This is a genomic window from Paucibacter sp. PLA-PC-4, from assembly GCF_026241155.1.
GTDB lineage: Bacteria > Pseudomonadota > Gammaproteobacteria > Burkholderiales > Burkholderiaceae_C > Roseateles_E.
The window spans coordinates 186,136-210,753 of the sequence record NZ_JAPFGP010000003.1 but is presented as its reverse complement, the minus strand read 5'-3'; the positions used below and the strand labels follow the sequence as shown (position 1 = coordinate 210,753).

Below are 24,618 nucleotides of genomic sequence, written 5' to 3'. Positions count from 1 at the left end.
CATGGTGACCAAGCGACCTTCCGTCAATATCGATATCAATGCCTGGTTCGAGGGCGTGGCTGAACAATTTCGTGGCCTGAATCCGAACGAACCTGGCCAATGGCCCGTGCTGCCGAAACTGGCAGCTTTCTTCGTCGTGGTCCTGGTGGTGATTGCGCTGGGTTGGTTTCTGGTGCTTGCCGATGTGCAGGCCGCACTCGATGCCGAGCGCGAGAAGGAACCCAATCTGAAGCAGGATTACAGCAGCAAGCTCGCCCAGGCCGTCAATCTGCCGGAGCTGCGCAAGCAGAAAAGCCAGGTCGAGGAGTATGTGACCCAGCTCGAGAAACAGCTGCCCGGCAAAGCCGAGATGGATGCCTTGCTCTCCGATATCAACCAGGCCGGCCTGGGGCGCGGCCTGCAGTTCGAGCTGTTTCGCCCCGGTCAGATTCTGGTGAAGGACTATTACGCCGAACTGCCGATTGCACTGCGCGTGTCCGGTCGCTATCACGACGTGGGTTCGTTTGCCGCCGATGTGTCCAATCTGTCGCGCATCGTCACCTTGCACAACCTCAACGTGGTTGCCCCTACCGGTAAAGACCTTGGCGGGGCGCTGAGCATGGAGGCCACTGCGCGCACCTACCGGTATCTGGATGCCGGCGAAGTGGCCGAACAGAAGAAATCAGCGGCCGCGAAGAAGGCTGCGGGAGCCAAAAAGTGATGGATTGCGGTAAGCGCCGGTGGCGCGCTCTGGCAATGCTGAGCCTGGCCCTGTTGGGCGGCTGTGCGGCCGATCTGGACGAGTTGCAGCAGTGGATGGAGCAAGAGCGCAAGTCTGCGCGTGCCACCGTCGCCCCGCTGGTGCCGCCAAAGAAATTCCTGCCACAGCCCTACGAGGCGCAGGCCGGTGTCGACCCCTTCAGCACTCAAAAGCTCAGCGTGGCCCTCAAGCAGGAGGCTGCCCAGCCCAGCTCCTTGCTGGCCGCCGAGATGAACCGCCGGCGCGAACCGCTGGAGGCTTATCCCCTGGACAGCATGTCCATGGTGGGGAGTCTGACCCGTCAGAGCCGCCGCTACGCCTTGCTGCGGGTCGACAACTTGCTGCACCAAATCAAGGGTGGCGACTACCTGGGCCAGAATTTTGGGCGGGTGACCCAGATCAGCGAAACCGAAATTACCTTGCGAGAAGTCGTCCAAGACGCTGCGGGCGAGTGGATTGAACGCACCAGTACCCTCCAGCTGCAGGAGACGGGACGATGAAGAATTTTCAGGAGACCATCAGGATGAGCCTCTGGCGCCATATAGCGGGACCTCTGGCCTTGGCCTTCGGCGCATGTGTTTTTGTGCCGGCGCAGGCCTGGGCTCAGAACGCGATACGCTCGATCAATAGTGTGCAGCAAGCGGGCGTGGAGGTGGTGCGGATCGAGCTCACTCAACCGCTCGTCGAGGTGCCCAAGGGCTTCACCGTGCAGACGCCGCCGCGCATCGCGATCGATCTGCCGGGCATCAGCAATGCGATGGGGCGCAATCTGGTCGAGATCAATCAGGGCAACCTGCGTTCGGCCAATGTGGCCCAGGCCGGTGACCGGACCCGGCTGGTGCTGAATCTGCGTCAGCCCTCCGGCTACCGCGCCGAGATCCAGGACAATGCGCTGGTGATCGTGCTGGACAGCGCACCCGGAATTGCTGCCGCTCCGGGCAGCAGCGCCGAGCCTGTGCATTTTGCGCAAAGCCTCAACAGCTCACCGCAAACTTTGCAGGACATCGACTTCCGCCGCAGCGCCGATGGCACTGGCCGGGTGATCGTCAACCTGCCGAGCAACCAGGTCGGTGTGGACATTCAGCAGCAGGGCCAGAATTTGGTCGTCGAGTTCCTGCGAGCGAATCTGCCTGACCGGCTGCGCCGCAAGCTCGATGTCGCCGACTTCGGCAGCCCGGTGCAAACCATCTCGACAACCCAGAACGGCGATCGCGTGCGCATGCTAGTCGAGCCCAAGGGCAATTGGGAGCACAGTGCCTACCAAAGTGACAATCAGTTCGTGCTGGAGGTGCGACCCGTCAAGGTCGACCCCAACAAGCTGACGACCGGGCCTGGCTATGCCGGCGACAAGCTGTCGCTGAACTTTCAGAACATCGAGGTTCGGGCCCTGCTGCAAGTGATCGCCGACTTCACCAACTTCAATGTGGTGACCAGCGACACGGTGACCGGCAATGTGACCTTGCGCCTGAAGGATGTGCCCTGGGACCAGGCGCTGGACATCATCATGCAGGCCAAGGGTCTGGGGCTGCGCAAGTCCGGCAATGTCTTGTGGATCGCGCCCAAGGACGAATTGGCGGCCAAGGAGAAGCTGGACCTGGAAACCAAGGCCCAGATCGCGCAGCTGGAGCCGACCCGCACGCAAGCCATCCAACTCAACTACACCAAGGCCGAAGAAGTCGCCAAGGGCCTGACTGGACAAACGGCCGGTCAAGGTGGCGGTGGTGGTGGTGGTGGTGGCGGTGGTAGCAGCAACAACACCCGCATCTTGTCGCCGCGCGGCAGTGTGATCTACGAGACCCGTACCAACCAGCTCTTTGTTTCCGACATCCCGTCCAAGCTGGAGGAAATCCTGGCGATGATTGCCAAGATCGACGTCCCGGTGCGGCAGGTGTTGATCGAGGCGCGCATCGTCGAGGCCGATGACAAGTTCGGTCGCTCGCTGGGCGTCAAGCTGGGGTCGCAGGACCTGCGTGGCCTGCAAGGCGGCATTCCCGGCTACAACGTCGGCGGCAGCAACTACGTGACCATAGGCGGTAACTCGCTGGCCGTTGGCGCCCAGACCAACCAGGGTGTGGCGCAGAATTACGCGAACAGCAACTTTGTCAACTTGCCGGCCAATGTGTCGTCGGACAGCTTCGGTGGCGCCACGGCAGCGACCTTTGCGCTGTCGCTGTTCAGCGCTTCGGCCAACCGTTTCCTGAATCTCGAGTTGTCGGCACTGGAAGCCGATGGCAAGGGCAAGATCGTCTCCAGTCCGCGCGTTGTGACCGCCGATCAAGTGCGGGCCCTGATCGAGCAAGGTGAAGAGCTTCCTTACCAGGTGGCCACCGCCAGCGGCGCGACGTCGATCCAGTTCCGCAAGGCCAACCTGAAGCTGGAAGTGACGCCCCAGATCACGCCCGAGGGCAATGTGATCCTGAATGTAGATGTCAACAAGGACAGCCGCGGCACCTTGACCCCGCAGGGCTACGCGATCAACACCAAGCATGTGCAGACGCAAGTTCTGGTCGAGAACGGCGGCACCGTGGTGATCGGCGGTATCTTTACGCTGGATGAGCGGGAAGACGTCTCGCAGGTTCCTCTGCTGGGCGATGTGCCGGTGCTGGGGCACCTGTTCCGCAACAAGTCGCGGACATCGAGCAAGACAGAGTTGCTGATTTTCTTGACACCCAAAGTTGTGAATGATCGCGTGACCGTGCGTTGAGCCATCCGCATGCACATACATAGGGAGAAGGCCGTGTCCTCCATGTGAGGGGCGGTATATAAGGAGTGACCGAATGACAAGTTTCAAAGTACTGAAGTCGAGCGTGTGGCGCTATGCCATGGCGCTCGGCCTGACGGCGCTGCTCGGCGCCTGTGGTGGTGGTGGCGGGGCTTCGGGTGATCCGGTGGTCGGAGGCGGCGACGGGACGACTCCCCCTGTATCTAGGGTCGCAGATCTTGCCTTGCAGTTGAGTCCTGAAACAGTTGCCAACGATGGCAGTCAGCAGGCGACACTGACGGTCACCTCTTTGGACGCTGCTCGCAATGCGACGGGCGGTGTGCCCGTGAGCCTGCAGGTGGTTGATCCCTTAAATACGGCGTTCTTGACAGGCGCTCCTGCCGTCACCGATGCGACGACGGGCCAGCTTACTGCTCAGGTGTCTTTGGGAAGCGGGAAAGGCAACCGCAGCATTTCCTTGAAAGCTGTCAGCGGCACGATCGAAAAGAGCGTTACTTTGAACGTCGTCGATGCAGTTGTGGTCGTTCCCGTGGCCAACGACATGTCGATCGAACTGAGCCGCACGAACGTTACGAACACCGGTACAGACCCGGTTGAGGTGACCGTTACGGCCGTCGACTCTGCACGAAACGCAGTGCCAGGTCTGCCCGTGAGGTTTGTGGCTGACGACATTGGCGCGGTCATCGTCGTGGGCAATGGGACGACCGATGTCAACGGTCAGGCCAAAGCTTCGGTTCGGATTGGGGCCAATCGCACCAATCGCACGATCAAAATCACGGCCAATATTGGGGCCCTTTCTCGCGAGGCCAGCTTTATTGTGACCGGGTCCCGTTTGACGGCGACTTTGCTGCCGGCAACACTGACGACCGGTTCTCCAGGGCAGGTGGAGTACACCCTGACGGATTCGGGCTCGAATCCGATGGCGAATGTTGACATCACTGTGTCGGGCCCGGGGACCTCGAGCGGTGCAGGCAAGACCAATGCGCAGGGAAAGTACATTTATTCCTATGTTGCTGCAGGCACAGGCCCGACCTTGATCGCGTCGGAAGCACCAGGGGGCGTGCGACTGGAAAGCACCGTGCAGATCGACGCCAGCGTCTCTGATGTGCCGGCAGGAACGATGATTGCGTCGGCCACGTTCACGGCCTCGCCGGTGGTGGTCAGTGTGAACCAGGTGGGCAGCACCAGCAACCGTTCGGAGTTGCGGCTGCTGTTCCGTAGTGACAAGAACGAACCGGTGCCTAACGTTCGTGTGCGTCTTGGTTTCGGTGCGAATGTCTCCGGTACCGATGGCGACATCAGTTCGGGCAAGGATAAGGTGATCGTGGCCGATGCAAACGGTGTGGCAGTTTCCAGTTTTATCGCTGGCCGACGCTCCAGCCCGACCGAGCAATTGAAGATCTACGCATGCTTCGGCAAGACAGATGCGGTTGAACAGATTGCCGCTTGCCCAGCTGAAAGACTGCGTACTGTGTCGCTGACCGTGGTCGAGGAAGCGGTGTCGGTCTCTATCGGCTCCAACAACCTGGTGATCGTCAACCAAAACACGTACGCGCATGACTTCACTGTGCTGGTTGTCGATGCGGCCGGTAACCCGAGGCCCGATGCCCAACTGGCCGCTGTGCTGGACCTGCCGACCTATCGCAAGGGCTTCTGGAACCGTGTTGGATCCACCTGGGTGAAGAATGAGCTTGCCGCTTGTATCAACGAAGACAATGCGGTCGGTGTCGGTTATCGGAACGGAACGATAGAGACGGGTGAGGACGTCAACGGCAGCGGTCAGCTGGATCCGCGAAAGTCGGACGTGTCCATCAGCTTTGTCGGCTCGACGAGGACCAACGCTGCCGGCATGGCGACATTGCGAATCGAGTATGCGCAGAGCTTTGGTTCTTGGGTCGAGTTCTCGATCCGGGTCAGTGCCTCCGGGGTCGTGAGCCCGCCCGCCTGGACTGGCCGGTTGGCTGCTGAGGGCGACACGGTTGGGACGCTCAAGGGCACTGCGCGGCTGCTTATCGTGCCCGCCGATATCTTGACGCAGGAGGGCGCTCCGCCGTTTGTGCTCAGCCCCTACGGCACTACCGGCAACTGCGCCAGCCCGAACTGAATGGGCGAACTGTCTTGTCCTTTGTAGTTGCTCTTGTCGGCATGCCCGGCGGTGGCAAGTCCACCGTCGGACGCCAGCTGGCTCGGCAATTGGGCGTGGCTTGTGTGGACTCCGATGCTGAAATCGAAAGCCGCCTGGGCCAGAGCATCCGCAGTTTCTTTGACCAGCACGGCGAAGAGAGATTCAGAGATGTTGAGTCCGAGGTCATTGCCGAGCTGCTCAGCAGCCCGCAAGACATGGTGCTGGCCACCGGTGGTGGGGCGGTGCTGCGCGAGGCCAACCGAGAGGTGCTGCATCGACGCGCCACGGTGGTCTACTTGCGCTCCTCCCCTGAGGAGCTCTTTCGCCGCCTGCGCCACGACACGCAGCGCCCGCTGCTGCAGGTCAAGGACCCCTTGAAGAAGCTGCGCGAGCTCTATGCCCAGCGAGATCCCCTGTACCGGCGCACGGCGCATTTCGTCTTGGAAACCGGCCGGCCTTCGGTGCATGCCTTGGTCAACATGATCTTGATGCAGCTGGAACTGGCCGGTTTGGTGGATCCAGCTCGAGTCGCGGCGACGGTGGGCGCGGAGCGTTGCTGAACAAACAGCGCTGCGGCACGCCCGTACACTCGCTGCTTATGAGTAGTGATCGCTGTTCCCCCTCCACGGTATCCATCGCGCTGGCCGAGCGCAGCTACGACATACTGATCGGGCCGCAACTGCTGGATGATCCGGCCACCTGGCAAGGCTTGCCCCGGGCTGCGGTGGCCCTGATCGTCAGCAACGAGACGGTCGCGCCGCTCTATCTGGAGCGGCTGCGCATCCGCCTGCTGGCTCACTACGGCCGGGTCGATGCCGTGGTCCTGCCGGATGGCGAGCAGCACAAGGACTGGCCGACGATGAATCAGATTGTCGACCACCTGCTGGGCAGCGCTTCGGACCGCAAGACCGTGCTGTTTGCGCTGGGCGGTGGCGTGGTCGGCGACATGACCGGCTTTGCTGCCGCCATTTACATGCGCGGCGTACCCTTTGTGCAGGTGCCCACTACCTTGCTTGCCCAGGTCGACTCCTCAGTCGGCGGCAAAACTGCGATCAACCATCCGCTGGGCAAGAACATGCTTGGCGCCTTCTATCAGCCGGCCCGCGTGATTGCGGACTTGGACACGCTCGATAGCCTGCCGTCCCGCGAGCTGGCTGCAGGCCTGGCCGAAGTCATCAAGTACGGGCCTATCGCGGACCCCGACTTCCTCGACTGGATCGAGGCCAATCTGGGCGCGCTGCTGGCGCGCGACAAAGCGGCGCTGGCCTATGCGGTCAAGCGCAGTTGCGAGATCAAGGCCTGGGTCGTGGGCCAGGACGAGCGCGAGCAGGGCCTGCGCGCCATCCTGAATTTCGGTCACACCTTTGGCCATGCCATCGAAACCGGCTTGGGCTATGGCGAATGGCTGCATGGCGAGGGCGTCGGCTGCGGCATGGTGCTGGCCAGCGATTTGTCAGTGCGCTTGGGTCTGATGCCGCCTGAGTTCCTCGCGCGCATGCGCCGCCTGATCGCGGCGGCCGGCCTGCCGGTGCGGGCGCCACGCCTGGGCGCCGCCCGCTACCTGGAGCTTATGAGGGTGGACAAGAAGAGCGAGGGCGGCGAGATCCGCTTTGTCCTGATCGAAGGCTTGGGCAAGGCCGGCATGCGCGGTGCACCGGATTCGCTGGTGGCCGAGGTGTTAGAAGCCAACGCTGCCTGAGCCTTCGCGATGCCGCTCGCCCGCTACGCCTGTGACCCCCTCAACAGCCGGGGCCGGCGTTTTGCCGAGCCGCCGGCCCCGACCCGAAGTGAGTACCAGCGCGACCGTGACCGCATCGTCCACAGCACCGCGTTCCGGCGCCTGGTCTACAAGACCCAGGTCTTCCTGAATCACGAGGGCGATCTGTTCCGCACGCGGCTGACGCATTCGCTGGAGGTGGCGCAGCTCGGACGCTCGATTGCCCGTACCTTGCAACTGGATGAGGATCTGGTCGAGGCGATCGCGCTGGCGCACGATCTGGGGCACACGCCTTTCGGCCATGCGGGCCAGGACGTGCTGGACGAATGCATGCGCGGGCATGGTGGCTTTGAACACAATCTGCAGAGCCTGCGTGTGGTCGACCGGCTCGAGCAGCGCTACCCGGCCTTCGACGGGCTGAACCTGAGCTTCGAGACCCGCGAGGGCATTCTGAAGCACTGCAGCAAGCGCAATGCGCAGTTGCTGGAGGTGGCCGAGCCGGGCGGTGTAGCGGCGCGTTTTCTTTGCGGGCAGCAGCCCGGCCTCGAAGCCCAGCTCTGTAATCTGGCCGACGAGGTGGCGTACAACGCCCACGATATCGACGACGGGGTGCGATCCGGCTTGATCGAGCTGGAGCAACTCGAGGAGGTGCCGCTGGTGCAGCGCTATCTGCGCCAGGCACTCGCCGAGTTTGCTCAACTCAAGGGAAAGCGCCTGCTGTTCGAAACCATACGCCGGATGCTGTCGGAGCAGGTCTACGACATCATCAAGGCGAGTCAGACCGCCTTGGATGCGGCGGCGCCGGCCGACGTCGAGGCCGTGCGTTCGCAGGCTCCGCTGGTGAGCTTCAGCCCTGAGATGCGCGCCGCCAGCACCGAGCTCAAACGCTTTCTCTTCGCCAAGCTGTACCGCCACCCGCAGGTGCAGGAGACGAGGCTGCGCGCCGAGCAGGTGCTGCGCGAGCTGTTCGAGATCTACATCAACGACAGCACCCAGCTGCCCGCCGACCGTTCGCAGACGGACGACGCCCACCGCGCCTGTGCTGACTACATCGCCGGCATGACCGATCGTTTTGCACTGCGCGAGCACCAGCGCCTGACCGGCAAGCAGCTGTTCTGATCTGGCCATTCATAATGGGGTCAGGTTCCATTAACTGCTTGATCTCATGGCCCGACTTCCTCGCCTGGTGCTGCCCGGCCTGCCGCACCACATCATTCAGCGCGGCAACAACCGCCAGGCCATCTTCATTGATGACAAGGACCGGGAGTACTTCCTTGCCACCCTGCGGGAGTCTGCGCTCACCCATCAGGTTGCGATCCATGCCTATGTGCTGATGGACAACCATGTGCATCTGCTGGTCACACCGCAGCAAGTGGATGGCTTGAGCCGCATGATGCAGTCACTGGGGCGACGCTATGTGGGCTGGTTCAACCATCGCCACGGGCGCAGCGGCACGCTGTGGGAAGGACGCTTTCGAGCAGCGCTGATCGAGGGCGAACGCTATTTGCTCACCTGCGCGCGCTACATCGAGCTCAATCCGCTGCGAGCCGGTACGTGGGGTGATGCCGGCGCTTACCTCTGGTCCAGCTGCGCCCACCACCTGGGGCGCCGACGCGATCCGCTGGTCACCGAGCATCCAATGTACTGGGCGCTGGGCAACACGCCTTTCGAGCGTGAGGCGGCCTACCGCGAACTGCTGGAGCAGGGCCTCAGCGACGAAGAGGTCGGCGCAGTGACGGCCTCGGCCCTGAAAGGCTGGCCACTGGGCTCGGCAGGCTTCTTGCAAGGGCTTGCTGCTCAGATCGACCGCCCGATGGCGCCCCGAAGCCGGGGGCGCCCGCGAAAGCATGCCGCTGACTCTGTCCCTAATTAATTGCCGAGATTTGATTCGATGGCTTGTTAAATTACTCTGACCCTATTTAATCGGACTTGATGGTTTTGCTGCGGCGCAGTACGCTTCGCGCCATTGCTGATAGCGTGGAGAGAGCCATGACCAAGGCCACAGAGTTGCAACAAGCCGAAATCCAAGACCTGGCCGAACATGGCTTGTATCGCCCGTCGAACGAAAAGGACGCCTGCGGCCTCGGATTCGTCGCCCACATCAAGGGGCTCAAGGCCCACTCCATCGTTCAGCAGGGTCTGAAGATCCTAGAGAACCTCGACCATCGCGGCGCCGTCGGTGCCGACAAGCTCATGGGAGATGGCGCCGGCATCCTCATCCAGATTCCGGATGACTACTACCGCGCCGAGATGGCCCAGCAGGGCATCACGCTGCCGCCCCCGGGCGAGTACGGCGTCGGCATGGTTTTCCTGCCCAAGGAGCATGCATCGCGCCTGGCCTGCGAGCAGGAGCTGGCCCGTGCGATCAAGGCCGAGGGTCAGGTCTTGCTGGGCTGGCGCGATGTGCCGGTGAACCGTGAGATGCCGATGTCGCCGACGGTGCGCGAGAAAGAGCCTATCATCCGGCAGATCTTCATCGGCCGCGGCACCGATGTGATCGTGCCCGACGCGCTGGAGCGCAAGCTCTATGTGATCCGCAAGACCGCGTCGAGCGCGATTCAGGCACTGAAGCTGACCCACAGCCGCGAGTACTACGTGCCCAGCATGAGCTGTCGCACCGTGATCTACAAGGGCCTGCTGCTGGCCGACCAGGTGGGCAGCTACTACAAGGACCTGGCCGACCCGCGCGTGGTCTCGGCCATCGCGCTGGTGCACCAGCGCTTCTCGACCAACACCTTCCCCGAGTGGCCGCTGGCCCACCCGTACCGGATGGTCGCGCACAACGGCGAAATCAATACCGTCAAGGGCAACTTCAACTGGATGCGTGCCCGCGAGGGCGTGATGAAGTCGCCGGTGCTGGGCGACGACCTGAAGAAGCTCTACCCGATCAGCTTCGAGCACCAGTCCGACACGGCCACCTTCGACAACGCGATCGAGCTGCTGACGATGAGCGGTTACCCGCTGGCTCACGCAGCGATGATGATGATCCCCGAAGCCTGGGAACAGCACGAGCTGATGGACCCGCGCCGCCGCGCCTTCTACGAATATCACGCGGCGATGATGGAGCCCTGGGACGGCCCAGCCGCGATGGTCTTCACCGATGGCCGGCAGGTCTGCGCCGCACTGGATCGCAATGGCCTGCGCCCCGCCCGCTACTGGGTCACCGACGACGATCTGGTCATCCTCGCCTCCGAGTCCGGCGTCCTGCCCATTGCCGAGGGCAAGGTGGTCAAGAAGTGGCGCCTGCAGCCGGGCAAGATGTTCCTGATCGACCTGGAGCAGGGCCGCATCGTCGATGACGAGGAACTGAAGAACCAGTACGCCAACGCGCGGCCCTACCGCCAGTGGATCGACAACGTCCGCGTCAAGCTCGACGACATCGAAGTGGCCGAGGTCAAGCCCGTGGTTTTCGAGACGGCGCTGCTGGAGCGCCAACAGGCTTTCGGCTTCACTCAGGAAGACATCAAGTTCCTGATGGCGCCGATGGCCACCAATGGCGAGGAGGGCATCGGCTCGATGGGCAATGACTCGCCGCTGGCCGTGCTGTCGAGCAAGAACAAGCCGCTGTACAACTACTTCAAGCAGCTGTTCGCCCAGGTCACGAACCCGCCGATCGACCCGATCCGCGAGAACATCGTGATGAGCTTGAACAGCTTTGTCGGGCCCAAGCCCAACTTGCTGGACATCAATGCGGTGAACCCGCCGATGCGGCTGGAAGTTTCGCAGCCCATCCTGGACTTCAAGGACATGGCGCGTTTGCGCGGCATCGAGTCCCACACCAACGGCAAGTTCAAGTCCTACGAGTTGGACATCACCTACCCGCTGGCCTGGGGCCATGAAGGTGTTGAGGCGCAACTGGCCTCGCTGTGCGCCGAGACCGTGGACGCGATCAAGAGCGGCCACAACATCCTGATCATCTCGGACCGGCACCTGAGTGCCGGCCGCGTCGCCATCCCCGCGTTGCTGGCCCTGTCCGCTGTGCACCACCATCTGGTGCGCGAGGGCCTGCGTACGACCGCCGGCCTGGTGGTCGAGACCGGCACGGCGCGCGAGGTGCACCACTTCGCGGTGCTGGCAGGTTTCGGCGCCGAGGCCGTTCACCCCTATCTGGCGCTGGAGACGCTCAGCAGCATGCATGCCGAGCTGCCGGGCAATCTGAGCGCCGACAAGGCGGTCTACAACTACATCAAGGCGGTCGGCAAGGGCCTGTCGAAGATCATGTCCAAGATGGGCATCTCGACGTACATGTCCTACTGCGGGGCGCAGATCTTCGAGGCCATCGGCTTGAAGAAGGACTTCGTCGAGAAGTATTTCCGCGGCACCGCCACCCAGGTCGGCGGCATCGGCGTGTTCGAGGTGGCCGAGGAATCGATCCGCCTGCACAAGGCCGCCTTCGGGGACGACCCGGTGCTGGAAACCATGCTGGACGCCGGCGGCGAGTATGCCTGGCGCGCCCGCGGCGAAGAGCATATGTGGACCCCCGACGCGATCGCCAAGCTGCAGCACAGCGCGCGCTCCGGCAAATTCGAGACGTACAAGGAATACGCCCAGCTGATCAACGACCAGAGCAAGCGCCACATGACCTTGCGCGGCCTGTTCGAATTCAAGATCGACCCGAGCAAGGCGATCCCGCTGGACGAGGTGGAGCCGGCGGCCGAGATCGTCAAGCGCTTCGCCACCGGTGCGATGTCGCTGGGCTCCATCAGCACCGAAGCCCATGCGACCTTGGCCGTCGCGATGAACCGCATCGGCGGCAAGAGCAATACCGGCGAGGGCGGCGAGGATCCGGCGCGCTATCGCAATGAGCTCAAGGGCATCAAGATCACCGCCGGCACCAAGGTCAGCGATGTGATCGGCAACAAGGTCATCGCGGTCGACTACGAGTTGAAGGAAGGCGACAGCCTGCGCTCCAAGATCAAGCAGGTCGCGTCCGGCCGTTTCGGTGTCACGACCGAGTATCTGGTCAGCGCCGATCAGATACAGATCAAGATGGCCCAGGGCGCCAAGCCCGGTGAAGGCGGCCAGCTGCCCGGCGGCAAGGTAACCGACTACATCGGCATGCTGCGCTACTCGGTGCCTGGCGTCGGCCTGATCTCGCCGCCGCCGCACCATGACATCTACTCGATCGAGGACTTGGCCCAGCTGATCCATGATCTGAAGAACGTCAACCCTCGCGCCGATGTGTCGGTCAAGCTGGTGTCCGAAGTGGGTGTGGGCACGATTGCGACCGGCGTGGCCAAGGCCAAGGCCGATCACATCGTGATCGCTGGCCATGACGGCGGCACCGGCGCCTCGCCCTGGAGCTCGATCAAGCATTGCGGCACGCCCTGGGAGCTGGGCTTGGCTGAGGCGCAGCAGACCCTGGTGCTGAACCGTCTTCGCGGCCGCGTGCGCGTGCAAGCCGACGGCCAGATGAAGACCGGCCGTGATGTCGTGATCGGTGCGCTGCTGGGCGCAGACGAATTCGGCTTCGCGACTGCGCCGCTGGTAGCGGAAGGCTGCATCATGATGCGCAAATGCCATCTGAACACCTGCCCGGTCGGCGTGGCCACACAGGACCCGCTGCTGCGCGCCAAGTTCACCGGCAAGCCAGAGCATGTCGTCAACTATTTCTTCTTCGTCGCTGAAGAAGCGCGCCAGATCATGGCCCAGCTGGGTCTGCGCAAGTTCGACGAGCTGATCGGCCGCAGCGACCTGCTGGACACCAAGAAGGGCATCACGCACTGGAAGGCCAAGGGCCTGGACTTCGCCCGCGTGTTCCACCGGCCGGTGATGCCGCCCGAAGTGGCTCGCATCCACAACGACACGCAGGACCACGGCCTGGACCGCGCGCTGGACGTCAAGCTGATCGAGAAGTGCTTGCCCGCCTTCGAGCGCGGTGAGAAGGTGCAGTTCATGCAACAGGTCAGCAATGTGCGCCGCACCGTGGGTGCGATGCTGTCCGGCGAGCTGATCCGCCGCAAGCCCGAGGGCCTGCCGGATCAGACCATCTTCATCCAGATGGAGGGCACCGGCGGCCAGAGCTTCGGCGCGTTCTTGGCGCAGGGCATCACCTTCTATCTGATCGGCGACGCCAACGACTACACCGGCAAGGGTCTGTCCGGCGGCCGCGTTGTCGTGCGCCCCAGCATTGACTTCCGCGGCGACGCCACCAAGAACATCATCGTCGGCAACACCGTGCTCTACGGTGCGACCCGCGGCGAGGCCTTCTTCCGCGGCGTGGCCGGCGAGCGCTTCGCGGTGCGGCTGTCAGGCGCCTCGGCGGTGGTCGAGGGCACCGGCGATCACGGCTGCGAGTACATGACCGGCGGCACTGTCGTGGTGCTGGGCAAGACCGGCCGCAACTTCGCGGCCGGCATGAGCGGCGGTATCGCCTATGTCTATGACGAAGACGGCGAGTTCGCTGGCCGCTGCAACCCGGCCATGGTGGCCCTGGACAAGGTGCTGCCCGCCGCAGAACAGGAAGCCACGCTGGAGCGCGCGATCTGGCACCACCTGGCCGGCGCCGAGCAACAGGCCGACGAGGCGATCCTGAAGAAGATGATTGAGGATCACCACCGCTGGACTGGCAGCCAGCGCGCCCGCGACATCCTGGACAACTGGGCCGCTTCGCGCGCCAAGTTCGTCAAGGTCTTCCCGCACGAGTACCGCCGTGCGCTGGGTGAAATCCATGCAGCCAAGGAGGCTGCCGACACCATCGCTCACGCCAAGGCGCCTGCCTCGGCTGCCAAGGTTTAAGAGAGAAAGCAAGTCATGGGAAAAGTCACCGGCTTCATGGAATACGAGCGTCTGGAAGAGGGCTATGAGCCTGTCGCCACTCGCGTCAAGGGTTACAAGGAATTCGTCATCGGCCTGAATGCCGACCAGGCCAAGATCCAGAGCGCACGCTGCATGGACTGCGGCACGCCCTTTTGCAACAGCGGCTGCCCGGTCAACAACATCATTCCGGACTTCAATGATCTGGTGTACCGCGGTGATTGGCGCAACGCCATCACCGTGCTGCACAGCACCAACAACTTCCCCGAGTTCACCGGCCGCATCTGCCCCGCGCCCTGCGAGGCGGCCTGCACGCTGAACGTCAACGACGACGCGGTGGGCATCAAGTCCATCGAGCACGCCATCATCGACCGCGCCTGGGAAGAGGACTGGGTCAAGCCGCAGCCGCCCAAGACCCAGACCGGCAAGAGCGTGGCCGTGGTCGGCTCCGGACCTGCCGGCTTGGCGGCGGCCCAGCAATTGGCACGCGCCGGGCACGCGGTGACGGTGTTCGAGAAGAACGACCGTGTGGGTGGCTTGCTGCGCTACGGCATCCCCGACTTCAAGATGGAGAAGTCCCACATCGACCGCCGCGTCAAGCAGATGCAGGCCGAGGGTGTGGTGTTCCGTACCGGCGTGCTGGTGGCCGAGCTGCCGGCCGACAGCAAGATCACCAACTGGGCCAAGGAGAGCATCAGCCCGGACGAGCTGAGAAGCCAGTTTGATGCGGTGTTGTTGGCCGGCGGCGCCGAGACCTCGCGCGATTTGCCGGTGCCGGGCCGCGAGCTGTCTGGCATCCACTACGCGATGGAGTTTTTGCCGCAACAAAACAAAGTCAATGCCGGTGACAAGCTCAAGGGTCAGATCCGCGCCGACGGCAAGCACGTGATCGTGATCGGCGGCGGCGACACCGGCAGCGATTGCGTGGGAACGAGCAACCGCCACGGCGCCAAGAGCGTCACCCAATTCGAGCTGATGCCCCAGCCCCCTGAGGTCGAGGATCGCCCGCTGACCTGGCCTTACTGGCCGATCAAGCTGCGCACTTCGTCAAGCCACGAAGAAGGCTGCGAGCGCGAGTTCGCGATCGCGACCAAGGAGTTCCTGGGCGAGAAGGGCAAAGTCACGGGTGTGAAGACGGTACGCGTCGAGTGGCAGGGGGGCAAGATGGTCGAGGTGGCCGGCTCCGAGCAGGTGCTGAAGGCCGATCTTGTATTCCTTGCGATGGGTTTCGTGGCTCCGGTCGCCACCGTGCTGGACGCCTTCGGCGTGGCCAAGGACAACCGCGGCAATGCCAAGGCTACCGTCGATTTCACCGGCGGCTACCAGACCAATGTGCCCAAAGTCTTTGCCGCCGGCGACATGCGCCGCGGCCAGAGCCTGGTCGTCTGGGCCATCCGCGAAGGCCGCCAGGCAGCGCGGGCGGTCGATGAGTTCCTGATGGGGGAGAGCGAGTTGCCGCGCTGAGAAGCGTTGTAGCCGAGCCCCCAACGACAAAGCGCCGGCTTGATGCCGGCGCTTTGCAATTGGAGTTGCTTATTCTTTGATTTGGCGCCAGTTCAGACGCCTCAGACCGGTGCTTCCGCTGTACTTGCCGGGCAGCGGGGAGATCTTGCCCGTGTCCGTGCCTGCCAGCAGCCTGGGCTTGCCACTCACGCTGTAAAAGCGCAGATCGGTCACAACACCCGCCAGATCGATGAAGGTCTTGTTATTGGGCTCGAACGTCGACTGGCCCCTGCCCAGATCGATCGCATAGACCCGGCTGCTGCCCGACGGCGCGCAGGCGTCGGCCGAGGATGGCACCATGGCCGCGAAGGCTACGATGCCGTTGAATGAGGCTGGGTCCGAGATGACCCGCCAGCCGGCGCCAGCGCCCAGGCGACCCAGGTCCACATACCAGCCGATTTCGCTCTTCAGGTCCAGCACGATCTCTTGTGTCAGATCGGTCAGCTGCCTGAGTTTGGCATTGCCTATCGGGAAACTGATGCCTGCCGGTAGGTCCTCCGGCTTATTGTGGCGCACGCCGACGCCGTCAATGATGGCGTAAAAGCGCTGACCCTGGGTGTTGCCGCTATCGGTGCTGTGCAGCAAGCGGCCGGTGCCCACCGTGACATAGCGCCTGTTGGTCTTGGGCTGTATCACAACCAGGGGTCGTGAGGTGATGGGCAAGGGCTTGCCGGCAGAGTCCTCCAGCAGCGCGAAATACTGCCCGGGCGGAAAATTGCCGTCTTTGTCGGTCAGATCAAAACGCCACACCTGGCCATGCAGGTCGCCGGCATAGACGGTCTCGACGGTGTTGTCGGTCAGATCCGGTATGTAGGCCTGCACATGGGCCAAGCCCAGCGGCGTTGCTTTGTCGCCCTCAACCTTGCCGCCGCTCGTCGGAATCTTGGCGATTTTTGCGCCGGTTTTTGCGTTCAGGACGAAGAGATAGCCCTTGCCGTCTTCGTTGTTGTAGCCAGAGCCAAAGATCACCACCCAGCCATGCTTGCGGGTCTTGACCAGGGCCGGTTCGCCATACGTGTAGCCCAGGCTTGTGTCGTCTTTGAACTCCCACAGCACCTTGGTGGCAGCATTGGGCTCGGTGCTCATCTCTGGATTTGTGCCATCGATCATGCCGGCCGGATTGGTGACATCGAGCGCAAAAATGGATTTGCCGCCCTTGCCCAGCGAGCCGATCAGCAGGGTGCGCCAATTTTCTGTGCCCTTGTCGCCCCCCGTACGGGCCAGATCGACATCGGCCACAACCGGCGAGCCGTCGACGTAGTTGTAGTGGGTGAACTCGGGCTTGCCCAGGGCTTGCAAGCCATTGACGGCGGGCGTTTTGTTCGGGCCGTCATACAGCGCGCCGGGCACATAGGCAAACACCTCGTTGCCGGCGGTTGTGGTCGATGAGGCATCTACACCGTGCAGCATGCCGGCATTGGTGCCCACATAGACCATGGGCTTGCGCTTGGCGTAAGCCTTCTTGAAGTCGTTGTAGCCGGGGTTGGTGGCATCCGAGTAGCGCTCGTTGGGCTCCACCACGACTCGCACACGGGAGTTCACGATATCGCCGACCAGACTGCTGCGGTCACGGTAGAACTTCTTGTTGGTGTCGGTGGCTACCGATATCTCGTACTGGCGCTCGCCGCGAAGATAGTTCACGAAGTCGCCGCTGTCGTCACCGCTGCGGTAAGCAGTGTCCAGGGCACTCTTCTGGCCTGCCGCGAGGTTGGTCCACCGGAAGGGCACGCCTTTGGTACCGTCGTGGGTGATGATCACCCGGCCGCCGTCCCAACCGGTGCCCTTGGCCTGGTTGCCCAGCTTGGCTGAGAATCTCCAGGACTCGGTTTGCACCGGTGCTCCGGAGGTCTCATCGAAGGTCGATTTAGAGGCGACCAACTCACCGCTCCAAGTGGTGGCGTCGAACAGCGCCGCAAAACTGGCCGAGCCGCTGGTCGTGACCTGGGGCATGGCGGTTTGCAGCGTGGTGGTGTTGGCCTTGAGCTTGGAGGCGATGCTGGCGAAGGCCTTGGTCAGGCCGTCCACCATCAGGTCCGGGCGATCGGCCGTGAAGTAGTTGTCCGGGCGCGGCACATTCGTCCCTACCGTGTCCGTATTCGTACGCCACCAGGTTTCTGGCAGTGCAGTGGTTCGCGCATCGGGATCGAAACCCTCGGGCACTGTGAAACCGCCGAACTTGGTGGCCAGATAGAAAGGGTTGGTGTTCTGATTCTTGAACCCGGTTTCCAGCACGTCCAGCCAGTAGGTCTGGACGGCCTGGCGACCCGGCCATTTCGACTCATCTGGTCGGATGTCCTTGGTGTTGGCGTAGTAGGCCATGCCGGCCATCAGCGCACCGGCATTGTTATTGGCGATGTTCTGCTGTGTGCCCAGGGACTTGTTGGAGTTCTGCAGTTCACCGACTTTGTTGGTGGCGGTCACCGCATTGAACATTTTGTCGTCCGTCACCTCGCCGGGCTGCTTGGGCTCAGAGGCGCCGCTCGCGCCCGGCAAGTTGCGGTCGGCATGGCTGTTGGTGTCACCGATGCCCAGGATGAAGTTCTTCTGGCAGGAATAGAGCATTGGCTCGACCCAGTTCGTGATAACCGGGAACCCGTCCACCCAGGCTTTCTTGGTGGTCTCGCCCGCGCTGCCCATCGACGACCAAGCCGGCACATTGCCCAAATTCATGAAGTAGCGCAGGGCGGCATAGTGCAGTTCGCTCACCGGGTCATAAGTCTTGTAGCTCTTGTTGAACTGGCCGAACTGGTTCAGATAATTCATGACCCCGCTATTGCTCACGGTCACCTTGGTTTCATCTTGGGTCGCCGCAGCGTCGGCGGCGTCGGGGTTATGGTTCATGACGCCGTTTTCGGCATTCCACTCGGGGTTGGCGTTTGCGAGGGGCTGGCCTCCGGGTACCGGCCGCGTGGGCCCGACGAACTTCTGCGCGGCGCGCAACACCGCGCCGTCACGCTTGAGATCGCCATCATTGAGATAGCCAAAGGCGCTATAGCGGATCTGGTCGGAGTATTTCTGGATCAGCCCGGTAGGTTTGTAATTGCCGTCCGAGTATTTGGTGCAGTTCTTCTCCATGTTTTCGACGCCCAGCGCCGGATCGCAGACCTTGACCCTGACCATGAGTTGGTAAACCTTTGCAGGGTCCAAGGTCTTGGTCGAGCCGTAGGGCGTGGGACTGGTGCCTGCCAGATTCCCGCTCGCGGTAAATCGCATGACATTGCCCAAGCCATAGGTCTTCGTGTTGAACGTCGTCCAGTTCACCGGCGTGGCCTTGGGTATGTTCGCCGCCGGGCTGATCGCGCGATCAGGGAAGTTGCCGATGCCGCCCTGAGCCGAGGCCCAGCCTTTCTCGAGAATGGTCTCGTTTTTAGTGTCGGTAGACCGATAGCCGCCGGTCAAGGCCCACCGAAACGGGTCGATGGTCTGCATCGTCGCCCAGTTCATGTAGTTGCCGCTCCATTGGCCGCTACAGGTCCTTGAAGTTGCCAAACTGACTGGAGAAAAATAGCTCGAATCCACCTTCGTGGTGTCGTCGAACTTGTAGGTGTAGTCGTAGCACTTGTTGGGGTCGAAGTAGCCCAGATAGACGTTCGCGCTGCTGTAGGTCGCACCTTTGTGTGCCACGCTGATCGCGGTCGGGAACTCCACCGACAGGGCCAGTGCCATATTGCCGGGCACGCTGACCGAGGAGAACACGGGCTGGTCGGCGAGCTGTATCTGGGCCCAGCTGCTGTTCAACAGGGACAGCAGCAACAGGCCGGTGCAGTACCGGCGTGCCGGCGCGCTGATTGGCTTGGTTTTCATGAGACTCTCCTGCGGACGGCCGGTCACGGCTTCGCTCAGTTGCTGTTCGTGAACGTGGATTGGAAGAAGGACTGGGTGCCGCGCGGCCCGTTGACACGGATGCTGACGCGGTACACCACCTGCAGCGGCACAGCGCCGGCTCCGGCGCTCGAGCTGTCCTCGGCACGCAGCCGCTCTGACCAACTGACGCCGGACGGCGGGGGCGGGCCGGCCATGCTGCAGCGGGAGGGGTCGACCGCGCCGGTGTCGCTGCACAGACGGTCGATCACGTAGCGCACCTCGACGCCCGTGTCGGCCGGCTTGATGTCCTTGGTGGCGACTCCGACGGCACTGAAGGCGTCGTCGCTGAGCAAGGCCAGCGGCACGCCTTGCGCATTGGTGGCCAGAATGACCTCGCTGTAGTTCTCGGCCTGATTGGCCGCAAGCCGGGCGGCTTCGCTGCTGAGTGCGCCGGTGCTGAGCACCGTTACCACCTCGTTCATTGCAAGCTCGCCCTGGTTGGTCAGGTCGCGCTTGAAGCCGATATTGCCCGCATTGGTCAGCGAGACATTCATGGAGCGCATCATCGCAACTGCACCGACCAGCAGCAGCACGAGGGCGATCAGCGCGAAGATCAGGACCACACCGCGCTGGCGGGCTGGGATTTTTGGGGCTTGGAAGCGTTTCATGGCCGTACCGTCAGCATGATGTTGCGAAGAGGCACGGTGAACTCAACCGTGCGATGCCGTTGCCGCTGCTGAAGGCTGCTGATTTCGACCTTGCGCTGTAGCGCTGCCGGCATGCTGGCGAACAGCGTCAGGCTGTTGGGAGTGACCTCCTCGCCCTCCTTTTCCACTCGGTCGCTTCGCAGCACCAGGCCGACGCGCACCGCCATGATGCTCATCAGTCGGGCCTGGGCAGCTGCCGAACCGTCAGTGAGCGCGGCAGGCGCGAAATTACCGGTTGGGGCCACCCATTGATCTACGATAAAGGGGGCATCGGCTGGGGTGCTGTCGATACCGTAAAGCACCCGGAGGGCGGCAATGCCATCGGCCATCACCTGCACTGTGTTCTGCGCACCGAGTTGCAGAACGTCGTAGGACACGAGGGCCGATTCGGCATTCACACCCAGCAGCTGAAAAGAAGGCTGGTTGCCGGCCACATTGCCGAGCGCCGCCACAGAGGCAGTTCCGGTCGTCGCGAAGTCTGCCATCGCCAGGCCGTCGACAACGGCGCTGGCATAGACACCACCCAGGTCGAGCTGCTGGGTGGCGCCGCCGACGAAGGGGCTGGCGACTTCCTGAAACATACAGCCCACACCCGGTTCTGCCACCAGCAGTAGATCGCCGCCGCGCATGCCGACGGTGTTGGGCATGCGCAGGGATGTGGCCGTGGCTGAGTTGGGCAGCACGGTGGAGGTCGTCTCGGCTAGGCCCGAGGTGCCGGTCGCAATGGCAAGTACATCCGAGTCGCCGTCGCCGGGGCCGGGGAAGACAAGCACCGGGGCCAGGCGCCATTGCTGGGGCAAGGCGGCGAAGGGGGCGGGGAAGGGCGCCTGACGAGGCAGTATCTGCTGCGCATTTCGAGATACACGGAGCAGGCAGCCGAGGTTGTCTCGCCAGCCCTGGACATAGCCTGAGCCCGCGCTGCGCAGCTGTCGGTCGAGCTCGTAGGAGACGAAATTGCCGTTGGCCGTCATGTCATTGGCCGTGCCCAGGACCCGCTTGCCGCTTTCATAGCGGACGGTAATCATGGTCATCGCCAGGGTCAGCGTCAGGCCGATGACAAGGGCGACCATCAACTCGATCAAGGTCAGCCCTCGCGACAGGCGACGCCTGAGGATTTGATTGGGTTTGATCGGGTTCATGGCGCTGGGGCGGGTGGAGGGGGTGCTGCTGCAGGCGGGATGACGGGTATGGCTACATCGGTCGTGTAGCGGTTCTTGGACTCGTCCTTGGTCTTTGGTGGACTCCACTCCACAGTGATCCTCATGGTGTTGTTGCCGAGATCTTTGACCGTGACTGTCCCGCTGGGCAGCCCGGAGCGTGTCGGATCGCCTGCCAGGGCCTTCCATTTGGTCAGCGTCGCGGCATCGATATTGACGTTGCCGATCCCCCACATCTCCGATGCCAGCTCATTGGCCAGCAGCGCGGCACGGGCGCGATCATCGGCGCCGACCGAGAACTGGGTGGCACGCGACTGCAGCGATATCAGCCCCAGCAGGCCAAAGGAGATCAGCAGGGCTGCGACCAGCACCTCGATCAAGGCGATGCCGCGTTGTGGGGGCCGCCGGTGGTGTGGGTACGAATTCATGGGGGGCATCCCTCCGGTGTGTCTGCGGCAAAGGTCTTGGACTTGTCGCACATCCGCACACTGCCGCCCAGGCTGACACGCACGCGCATCGGCCGGCTGCCTTCGCTGGTGCCGCCGCTGATGTCGTAAACGCTGGCGGCGCCATTGATGGCGCAGGCCGGAGCGCCCACGCCGGGTTCGGCATTGGCCATCAGACGCCCGTTGGAGCTGAAACAGATGGCCGTCGGGCCGGAAACTTCGACGCCTGAGCCAGCTTCCACCAGCGACCCACAATGCACCGTTTCGGCCGCAGCACCGCCAGCGTTCGGCACAGTGCGAATGGCCCAGACAGCACCAGTGGCCGAGGCTGTTGTGGCCTGGGGGCAATTGGCCTGCTCGGTTCGAAAGAAGACCACCTGCTGGTAGCGGCGCACTGCCTCGGCCTGCGCCAGGCGCACGCCGGATTGCAGGGATTCGCTGACGGCGCGCACTTTGGCGTTGCTGATCCAGGTGCGGAACGAGGGCGCGGCAAGACTCATCAGCAGCACGCTCAGCGCGACCGTGACCATCAATTCGACCATTGTGAAGCCGCGCTGTCGCATCAGCATGCCTCGCCTTTCTTCATCAGCCACTTGGTCGCGCAGGTGTAGTAGCCCTTGCCAGGCGGCACAGACGTCGTGCTCTTGACATCCGCTTGATTGACCTTGAAGGTGAAGCCTGACACGGTGCCCGTGCCCACTGCCTGCAGGACGTAGCCTGCTGCATCGGGTGTGCCGTCACAGCTGACAACAAAGCGACCGAACGTGCGGCCCGCCTCCGCCGCTGAACAGGGCGTCGTGAATGCGCCGACGGTGTTGTAGGTGCGGTTGTCCTGGTAGTGACGCTCCATCTGCGCTCGCATGGTGGCCAGACCGCTGTTCGCGTCGGCCAGACTGCCCCGGACGATGTAGTCGTTGTAGGCGGGGTAGGCCACCGAGGCGAGAATGCCGATGATGGCGACCACCACCATCACCTCGATCAGGGTAAAGCCTTTGGGGCGGCGTGTTTGGCGGCTGAGGTTCATGAGCGACATGGGTCTGGTTCTCCGGCTGTGCCCCTATTGTTTCGTCTCGCCGAAATCTCGTGGTGCCGTTAGTCGGGGCTGTGTGAACGCTTGTCGCCCGTTGGTGTTTTTTCGTGAAATGCCTCACGTTCAGACCGGTCCGGAATCTGCAAGAGGAAGTAACGAAACTCAATGCCGAATGCTCCTCATGGGAGCGTTCGCTGCCTTTTGCAGGCGACGTAAAGGCGGTACCCTCAGCAGCGGCAACTCGTACTTTCCCCTATGATGCCGACTTTGCAAGCTGGGCCCAGGGCCCTCTTTTTGTGCCCACATGGCTCCACAACACACGGTTTCGACAGTTTCTGACGCACCCTTAGTCGAACTCCGCGACGTCAGTTGTGGCTACGGTGATCGCGTCATCTTGGAGCGGGTCAATCTGCGGGTGCCGCGTGGCAAGGTGCTGGCGCTGATCGGCACCTCGGGTGGGGGCAAGACGACGGTGTTGCGCTTGCTGGGGCGGCAGATCAAGCCGATCTCAGGCCAAGTGCTGTTCGATGGCCAGGATCTGGCGGGCTTGAATCAGGACCAGCTGTACGCGGTTCGCCGGCGCATGGGCATGTTGTTTCAGTTCGGCGCGCTGTTCACCGATCTTTCGGTGTTTGAGAACGTCGCCTTCCCATTGCGCGAGCATACCCGGCTGCCCGAAGCGATGATCCGAGATTTGGTGCTGATGAAGCTCAACGCGGTGGGATTGCGTGGCTCGCGCGATCTGATGCCCTCGGAGGTGTCGGGCGGTATGGCGCGGCGGGTGGCGCTGGCGCGTGCAATCGCGCTGGACCCTGATCTGGTGCTGTACGACGAGCCCTTTGCCGGGCTGGACCCGATCTCGCTGGGCGTGGCGGCGCGGCTGATCCGCGATCTCAACGACGCGCTGGGCCTGACCAGCATCATCGTTTCGCATGATCTGCATGAGACTTTTGCGATTGCGGACCAGGTGGCGATGATTGCCAATGGCCGTGTCGTCGCGCAGGGCACACCGGAGGAGCTGCGGCGCAGCGAAGACCCGTTGGTGCAGCAGTTTGTTGGCGCCCAGCCTGATGGCCCGGTGCATTTCCACCAGCCTGCGGTGCCGGTGGCCGAGGATTTTGGTGTCGGAGGTCAGCGATGATTTTTGCCCCTGTCGGGCGTGCCGTGCGGCTGTCGTTGGCCGATATCGGCGCGAGCGCGCGCCTGTTCTTCCTGCTGCTGGCGCGCAGCCCGCAGGCCTTGCTGCGCTTTTCGTTGGTGCGCGAGCAGGTGTTCTTCCTGGGCAACCGTTCTTTATCGATTATCGGCGTGTCGGGCCTGTTCGTCGGCTTCGTGCTGGCCTTGCAGGGCTACTACACATTGCAGCGTTACGGCTCGGCCGAGGCGGTGGGCCTGCTGGTGGCGCTGAGCCTGGTGCGCGAGCTGGGCCCGGTGGTGACGGCGCTGCTGTTTGCCGGCCGTGCCGGCACGTCGCTGACGGCCGAGATCGGGCTGATGAAGGCCGGGGAGCAACTCACCGCGATGGAGATGATGGCCGTTGATCCGGTCAAGCGGGTTCTGGCGCCGCGCTTTTGGGGCGGGGTGATCGCGATGCCCTTGCTGGCTGCGGTGTTCTCGGCGGTGGGCATCATCGGCGGCTGGCTGGTGGCGGTACCGCTGATCGGCATCGATGCCGGCGCCTTCTGGTCTCAGATGCAGGGCGGGGTCGATGTCTGGGCCGATGTCGGCAATGGCGTGATCAAAAGCCTTGTATTTGGCGTCACGGTGAGCTTTGTCGCGCTGCTGCAGGGCTATACCTGCAAGCCGACTCCCGAGGGCGTTTCTCAGGCCACCACCCGTACCGTGGTGGTCTCGTCTCTGGCGGTCCTGGCACTGGACTTCGTGCTGACGGCCATGATGTTTTCGATTTGAT

General features: G+C 63.0%; 18 protein-coding genes. 12 read left to right on the top strand and 6 right to left on the bottom strand.

Annotated features, from left to right (window positions below; translation table 11 throughout):
* Nucleotide 1 precedes the first annotated feature (1 nt).
* From OOZ63_RS05980 to OOZ63_RS05935, 10 genes are all read left to right on the top strand, one after another.
* A complete protein-coding gene (locus OOZ63_RS05980) occupies nucleotides 2-700 on the top strand; it encodes a type 4a pilus biogenesis protein PilO (protein WP_266004511.1) in 699 nt (232 codons plus the stop codon).
* A complete protein-coding gene (locus OOZ63_RS05975; protein WP_266004510.1) occupies nucleotides 700-1,239 on the top strand; it encodes a pilus assembly protein PilP in 540 nt (179 codons plus the stop codon). Before OOZ63_RS05980 ends, OOZ63_RS05975 begins: the two co-directional genes overlap by 1 nt.
* Nucleotides 1,236-3,443, top strand: coding sequence for a type IV pilus secretin PilQ (gene pilQ, locus OOZ63_RS05970; protein ID WP_416234693.1), 2,208 nt, complete (start codon nucleotides 1,236-1,238; stop codon nucleotides 3,441-3,443). Before OOZ63_RS05975 ends, pilQ begins: the two co-directional genes overlap by 4 nt.
* A 73-nt stretch (nucleotides 3,444-3,516) precedes the next feature.
* Nucleotides 3,517-5,565, top strand: coding sequence for an Ig-like domain-containing protein (locus OOZ63_RS05965; protein WP_266004508.1), 2,049 nt, complete (start codon nucleotides 3,517-3,519; stop codon nucleotides 5,563-5,565).
* A 41-nt stretch (nucleotides 5,566-5,606) separates the two neighbouring features.
* A complete protein-coding gene (locus tag OOZ63_RS05960; protein WP_416234701.1) occupies nucleotides 5,607-6,146 on the top strand; it encodes a shikimate kinase in 540 nt (179 codons plus the stop codon).
* A 38-nt stretch (nucleotides 6,147-6,184) separates the two neighbouring features.
* Nucleotides 6,185-7,285, top strand: coding sequence for a 3-dehydroquinate synthase (gene aroB / locus OOZ63_RS05955; protein WP_266004505.1), 1,101 nt, complete (start codon nucleotides 6,185-6,187; stop codon nucleotides 7,283-7,285).
* 9 nt (nucleotides 7,286-7,294) lie between these two features.
* Nucleotides 7,295-8,422 carry a deoxyguanosinetriphosphate triphosphohydrolase gene (locus OOZ63_RS05950; RefSeq protein WP_266004503.1) on the top strand — a complete coding sequence of 376 codons (1,128 nt, stop codon included), beginning with the start codon at nucleotides 7,295-7,297 and terminating at the stop codon, nucleotides 8,420-8,422.
* 46 nt (nucleotides 8,423-8,468) lie between these two features.
* Nucleotides 8,469-9,176, top strand: coding sequence for a transposase (locus OOZ63_RS05945; protein WP_266004502.1), 708 nt, complete (start codon nucleotides 8,469-8,471; stop codon nucleotides 9,174-9,176).
* 116 nt (nucleotides 9,177-9,292) lie between these two features.
* Nucleotides 9,293-14,041, top strand: a complete 4,749-nt coding sequence (locus tag OOZ63_RS05940; protein WP_266004501.1) for a glutamate synthase-related protein — start codon at nucleotides 9,293-9,295, stop codon at nucleotides 14,039-14,041.
* Between the two features lie 15 nt (nucleotides 14,042-14,056).
* The gene (locus tag OOZ63_RS05935) at nucleotides 14,057-15,523 is read left to right on the top strand and encodes a glutamate synthase subunit beta (protein ID WP_266004500.1); all 1,467 of its coding nucleotides are present in this window, start codon (nucleotides 14,057-14,059) and stop codon (nucleotides 15,521-15,523) included.
* A 69-nt stretch (nucleotides 15,524-15,592) separates the two neighbouring features.
* Here OOZ63_RS05935 and OOZ63_RS05930 read toward each other — a convergent pair whose 3' ends face one another.
* The 6 genes from OOZ63_RS05930 to OOZ63_RS05905 are packed head-to-tail and all read right to left on the bottom strand — an operon-like array spanning nucleotide 15,593 to nucleotide 22,709.
* Nucleotides 15,593-19,366 carry a pilus assembly protein gene (locus OOZ63_RS05930; protein ID WP_266004499.1) on the bottom strand — a complete coding sequence of 1,258 codons (3,774 nt, stop codon included), beginning with the start codon at nucleotides 19,364-19,366 and terminating at the stop codon, nucleotides 15,593-15,595.
* Between the two features lie 35 nt (nucleotides 19,367-19,401).
* A complete protein-coding gene (locus OOZ63_RS05925; protein ID WP_266004498.1) occupies nucleotides 19,402-20,034 on the bottom strand; it encodes a hypothetical protein in 633 nt (210 codons plus the stop codon).
* Nucleotides 20,031-21,212, bottom strand: coding sequence for a PilW family protein (locus tag OOZ63_RS05920; RefSeq protein ID WP_266004496.1), 1,182 nt, complete (start codon nucleotides 21,210-21,212; stop codon nucleotides 20,031-20,033). The genes OOZ63_RS05925 and OOZ63_RS05920 overlap by 4 nt, the downstream gene beginning before the upstream one ends.
* Nucleotides 21,209-21,658, bottom strand: a complete 450-nt coding sequence (locus OOZ63_RS05915) for a type IV pilus modification PilV family protein (protein ID WP_266004495.1) — start codon at nucleotides 21,656-21,658, stop codon at nucleotides 21,209-21,211. The genes OOZ63_RS05920 and OOZ63_RS05915 overlap by 4 nt, the downstream gene beginning before the upstream one ends.
* Nucleotides 21,655-22,245 carry a GspH/FimT family pseudopilin gene (locus tag OOZ63_RS05910; protein WP_266004494.1) on the bottom strand — a complete coding sequence of 197 codons (591 nt, stop codon included), beginning with the start codon at nucleotides 22,243-22,245 and terminating at the stop codon, nucleotides 21,655-21,657. Before OOZ63_RS05910 ends, OOZ63_RS05915 begins: the two co-directional genes overlap by 4 nt.
* On the bottom strand, nucleotides 22,239-22,709 hold the full coding sequence (locus tag OOZ63_RS05905) for a type IV pilin protein (RefSeq protein WP_323055724.1): 471 nt from the start codon (nucleotides 22,707-22,709) through the stop codon (nucleotides 22,239-22,241). The genes OOZ63_RS05910 and OOZ63_RS05905 overlap by 7 nt, the downstream gene beginning before the upstream one ends.
* A gap of 301 nt (nucleotides 22,710-23,010) precedes the next feature.
* Here OOZ63_RS05905 and OOZ63_RS05895 point away from each other — a divergent pair, with 301 nt between their 5' ends.
* Nucleotides 23,011-23,847, top strand: coding sequence for an ABC transporter ATP-binding protein (locus tag OOZ63_RS05895; protein ID WP_266004493.1), 837 nt, complete (start codon nucleotides 23,011-23,013; stop codon nucleotides 23,845-23,847).
* Nucleotides 23,844-24,617 (top strand): lipid asymmetry maintenance ABC transporter permease subunit MlaE, encoded by a 774-nt coding sequence (gene mlaE, locus OOZ63_RS05890; protein WP_266004492.1) that lies wholly within the window; start codon nucleotides 23,844-23,846, stop codon nucleotides 24,615-24,617. Before OOZ63_RS05895 ends, mlaE begins: the two co-directional genes overlap by 4 nt.
* Nucleotide 24,618: the final 1 nt, after the last annotated feature.

What these genes read in the sequence shown, in the direction of transcription:
- OOZ63_RS05920 (WP_266004496.1), bottom strand. Translation starts at nt 21,212, where the DNA reads ATGAACCCGATCAAACCCAATCAAATCCTCAGGCGTCGCCTGTCGCGA.
- OOZ63_RS05925 (WP_266004498.1), bottom strand. Translation starts at nt 20,034, where the DNA reads ATGAAACGCTTCCAAGCCCCAAAAATCCCAGCCCGCCAGCGCGGTGTG.
- OOZ63_RS05895 (WP_266004493.1), top strand. Translation starts at nt 23,011, where the DNA reads ATGGCTCCACAACACACGGTTTCGACAGTTTCTGACGCACCCTTAGTC.
- OOZ63_RS05910 (WP_266004494.1), bottom strand. Translation starts at nt 22,245, where the DNA reads ATGCTGATGCGACAGCGCGGCTTCACAATGGTCGAATTGATGGTCACG.
- OOZ63_RS05915 (WP_266004495.1), bottom strand. Translation starts at nt 21,658, where the DNA reads ATGAATTCGTACCCACACCACCGGCGGCCCCCACAACGCGGCATCGCC.
- OOZ63_RS05965 (WP_266004508.1), top strand. Translation starts at nt 3,517, where the DNA reads ATGACAAGTTTCAAAGTACTGAAGTCGAGCGTGTGGCGCTATGCCATG.
- OOZ63_RS05930 (WP_266004499.1), bottom strand. Translation starts at nt 19,366, where the DNA reads ATGAAAACCAAGCCAATCAGCGCGCCGGCACGCCGGTACTGCACCGGC.
- OOZ63_RS05940 (WP_266004501.1), top strand. Translation starts at nt 9,293, where the DNA reads ATGACCAAGGCCACAGAGTTGCAACAAGCCGAAATCCAAGACCTGGCC.
- OOZ63_RS05905 (WP_323055724.1), bottom strand. Translation starts at nt 22,709, where the DNA reads ATGTCGCTCATGAACCTCAGCCGCCAAACACGCCGCCCCAAAGGCTTT.
- OOZ63_RS05980 (WP_266004511.1), top strand. Translation starts at nt 2, where the DNA reads ATGGTGACCAAGCGACCTTCCGTCAATATCGATATCAATGCCTGGTTC.
- OOZ63_RS05935 (WP_266004500.1), top strand. Translation starts at nt 14,057, where the DNA reads ATGGGAAAAGTCACCGGCTTCATGGAATACGAGCGTCTGGAAGAGGGC.
- OOZ63_RS05975 (WP_266004510.1), top strand. Translation starts at nt 700, where the DNA reads ATGGATTGCGGTAAGCGCCGGTGGCGCGCTCTGGCAATGCTGAGCCTG.
- pilQ (WP_416234693.1), top strand. Translation starts at nt 1,236, where the DNA reads ATGAAGAATTTTCAGGAGACCATCAGGATGAGCCTCTGGCGCCATATA.
- OOZ63_RS05960 (WP_416234701.1), top strand. Translation starts at nt 5,607, where the DNA reads ATGCCCGGCGGTGGCAAGTCCACCGTCGGACGCCAGCTGGCTCGGCAA.
- mlaE (WP_266004492.1), top strand. Translation starts at nt 23,844, where the DNA reads ATGATTTTTGCCCCTGTCGGGCGTGCCGTGCGGCTGTCGTTGGCCGAT.
- OOZ63_RS05945 (WP_266004502.1), top strand. Translation starts at nt 8,469, where the DNA reads ATGGCCCGACTTCCTCGCCTGGTGCTGCCCGGCCTGCCGCACCACATC.
- aroB (WP_266004505.1), top strand. Translation starts at nt 6,185, where the DNA reads ATGAGTAGTGATCGCTGTTCCCCCTCCACGGTATCCATCGCGCTGGCC.
- OOZ63_RS05950 (WP_266004503.1), top strand. Translation starts at nt 7,295, where the DNA reads ATGCCGCTCGCCCGCTACGCCTGTGACCCCCTCAACAGCCGGGGCCGG.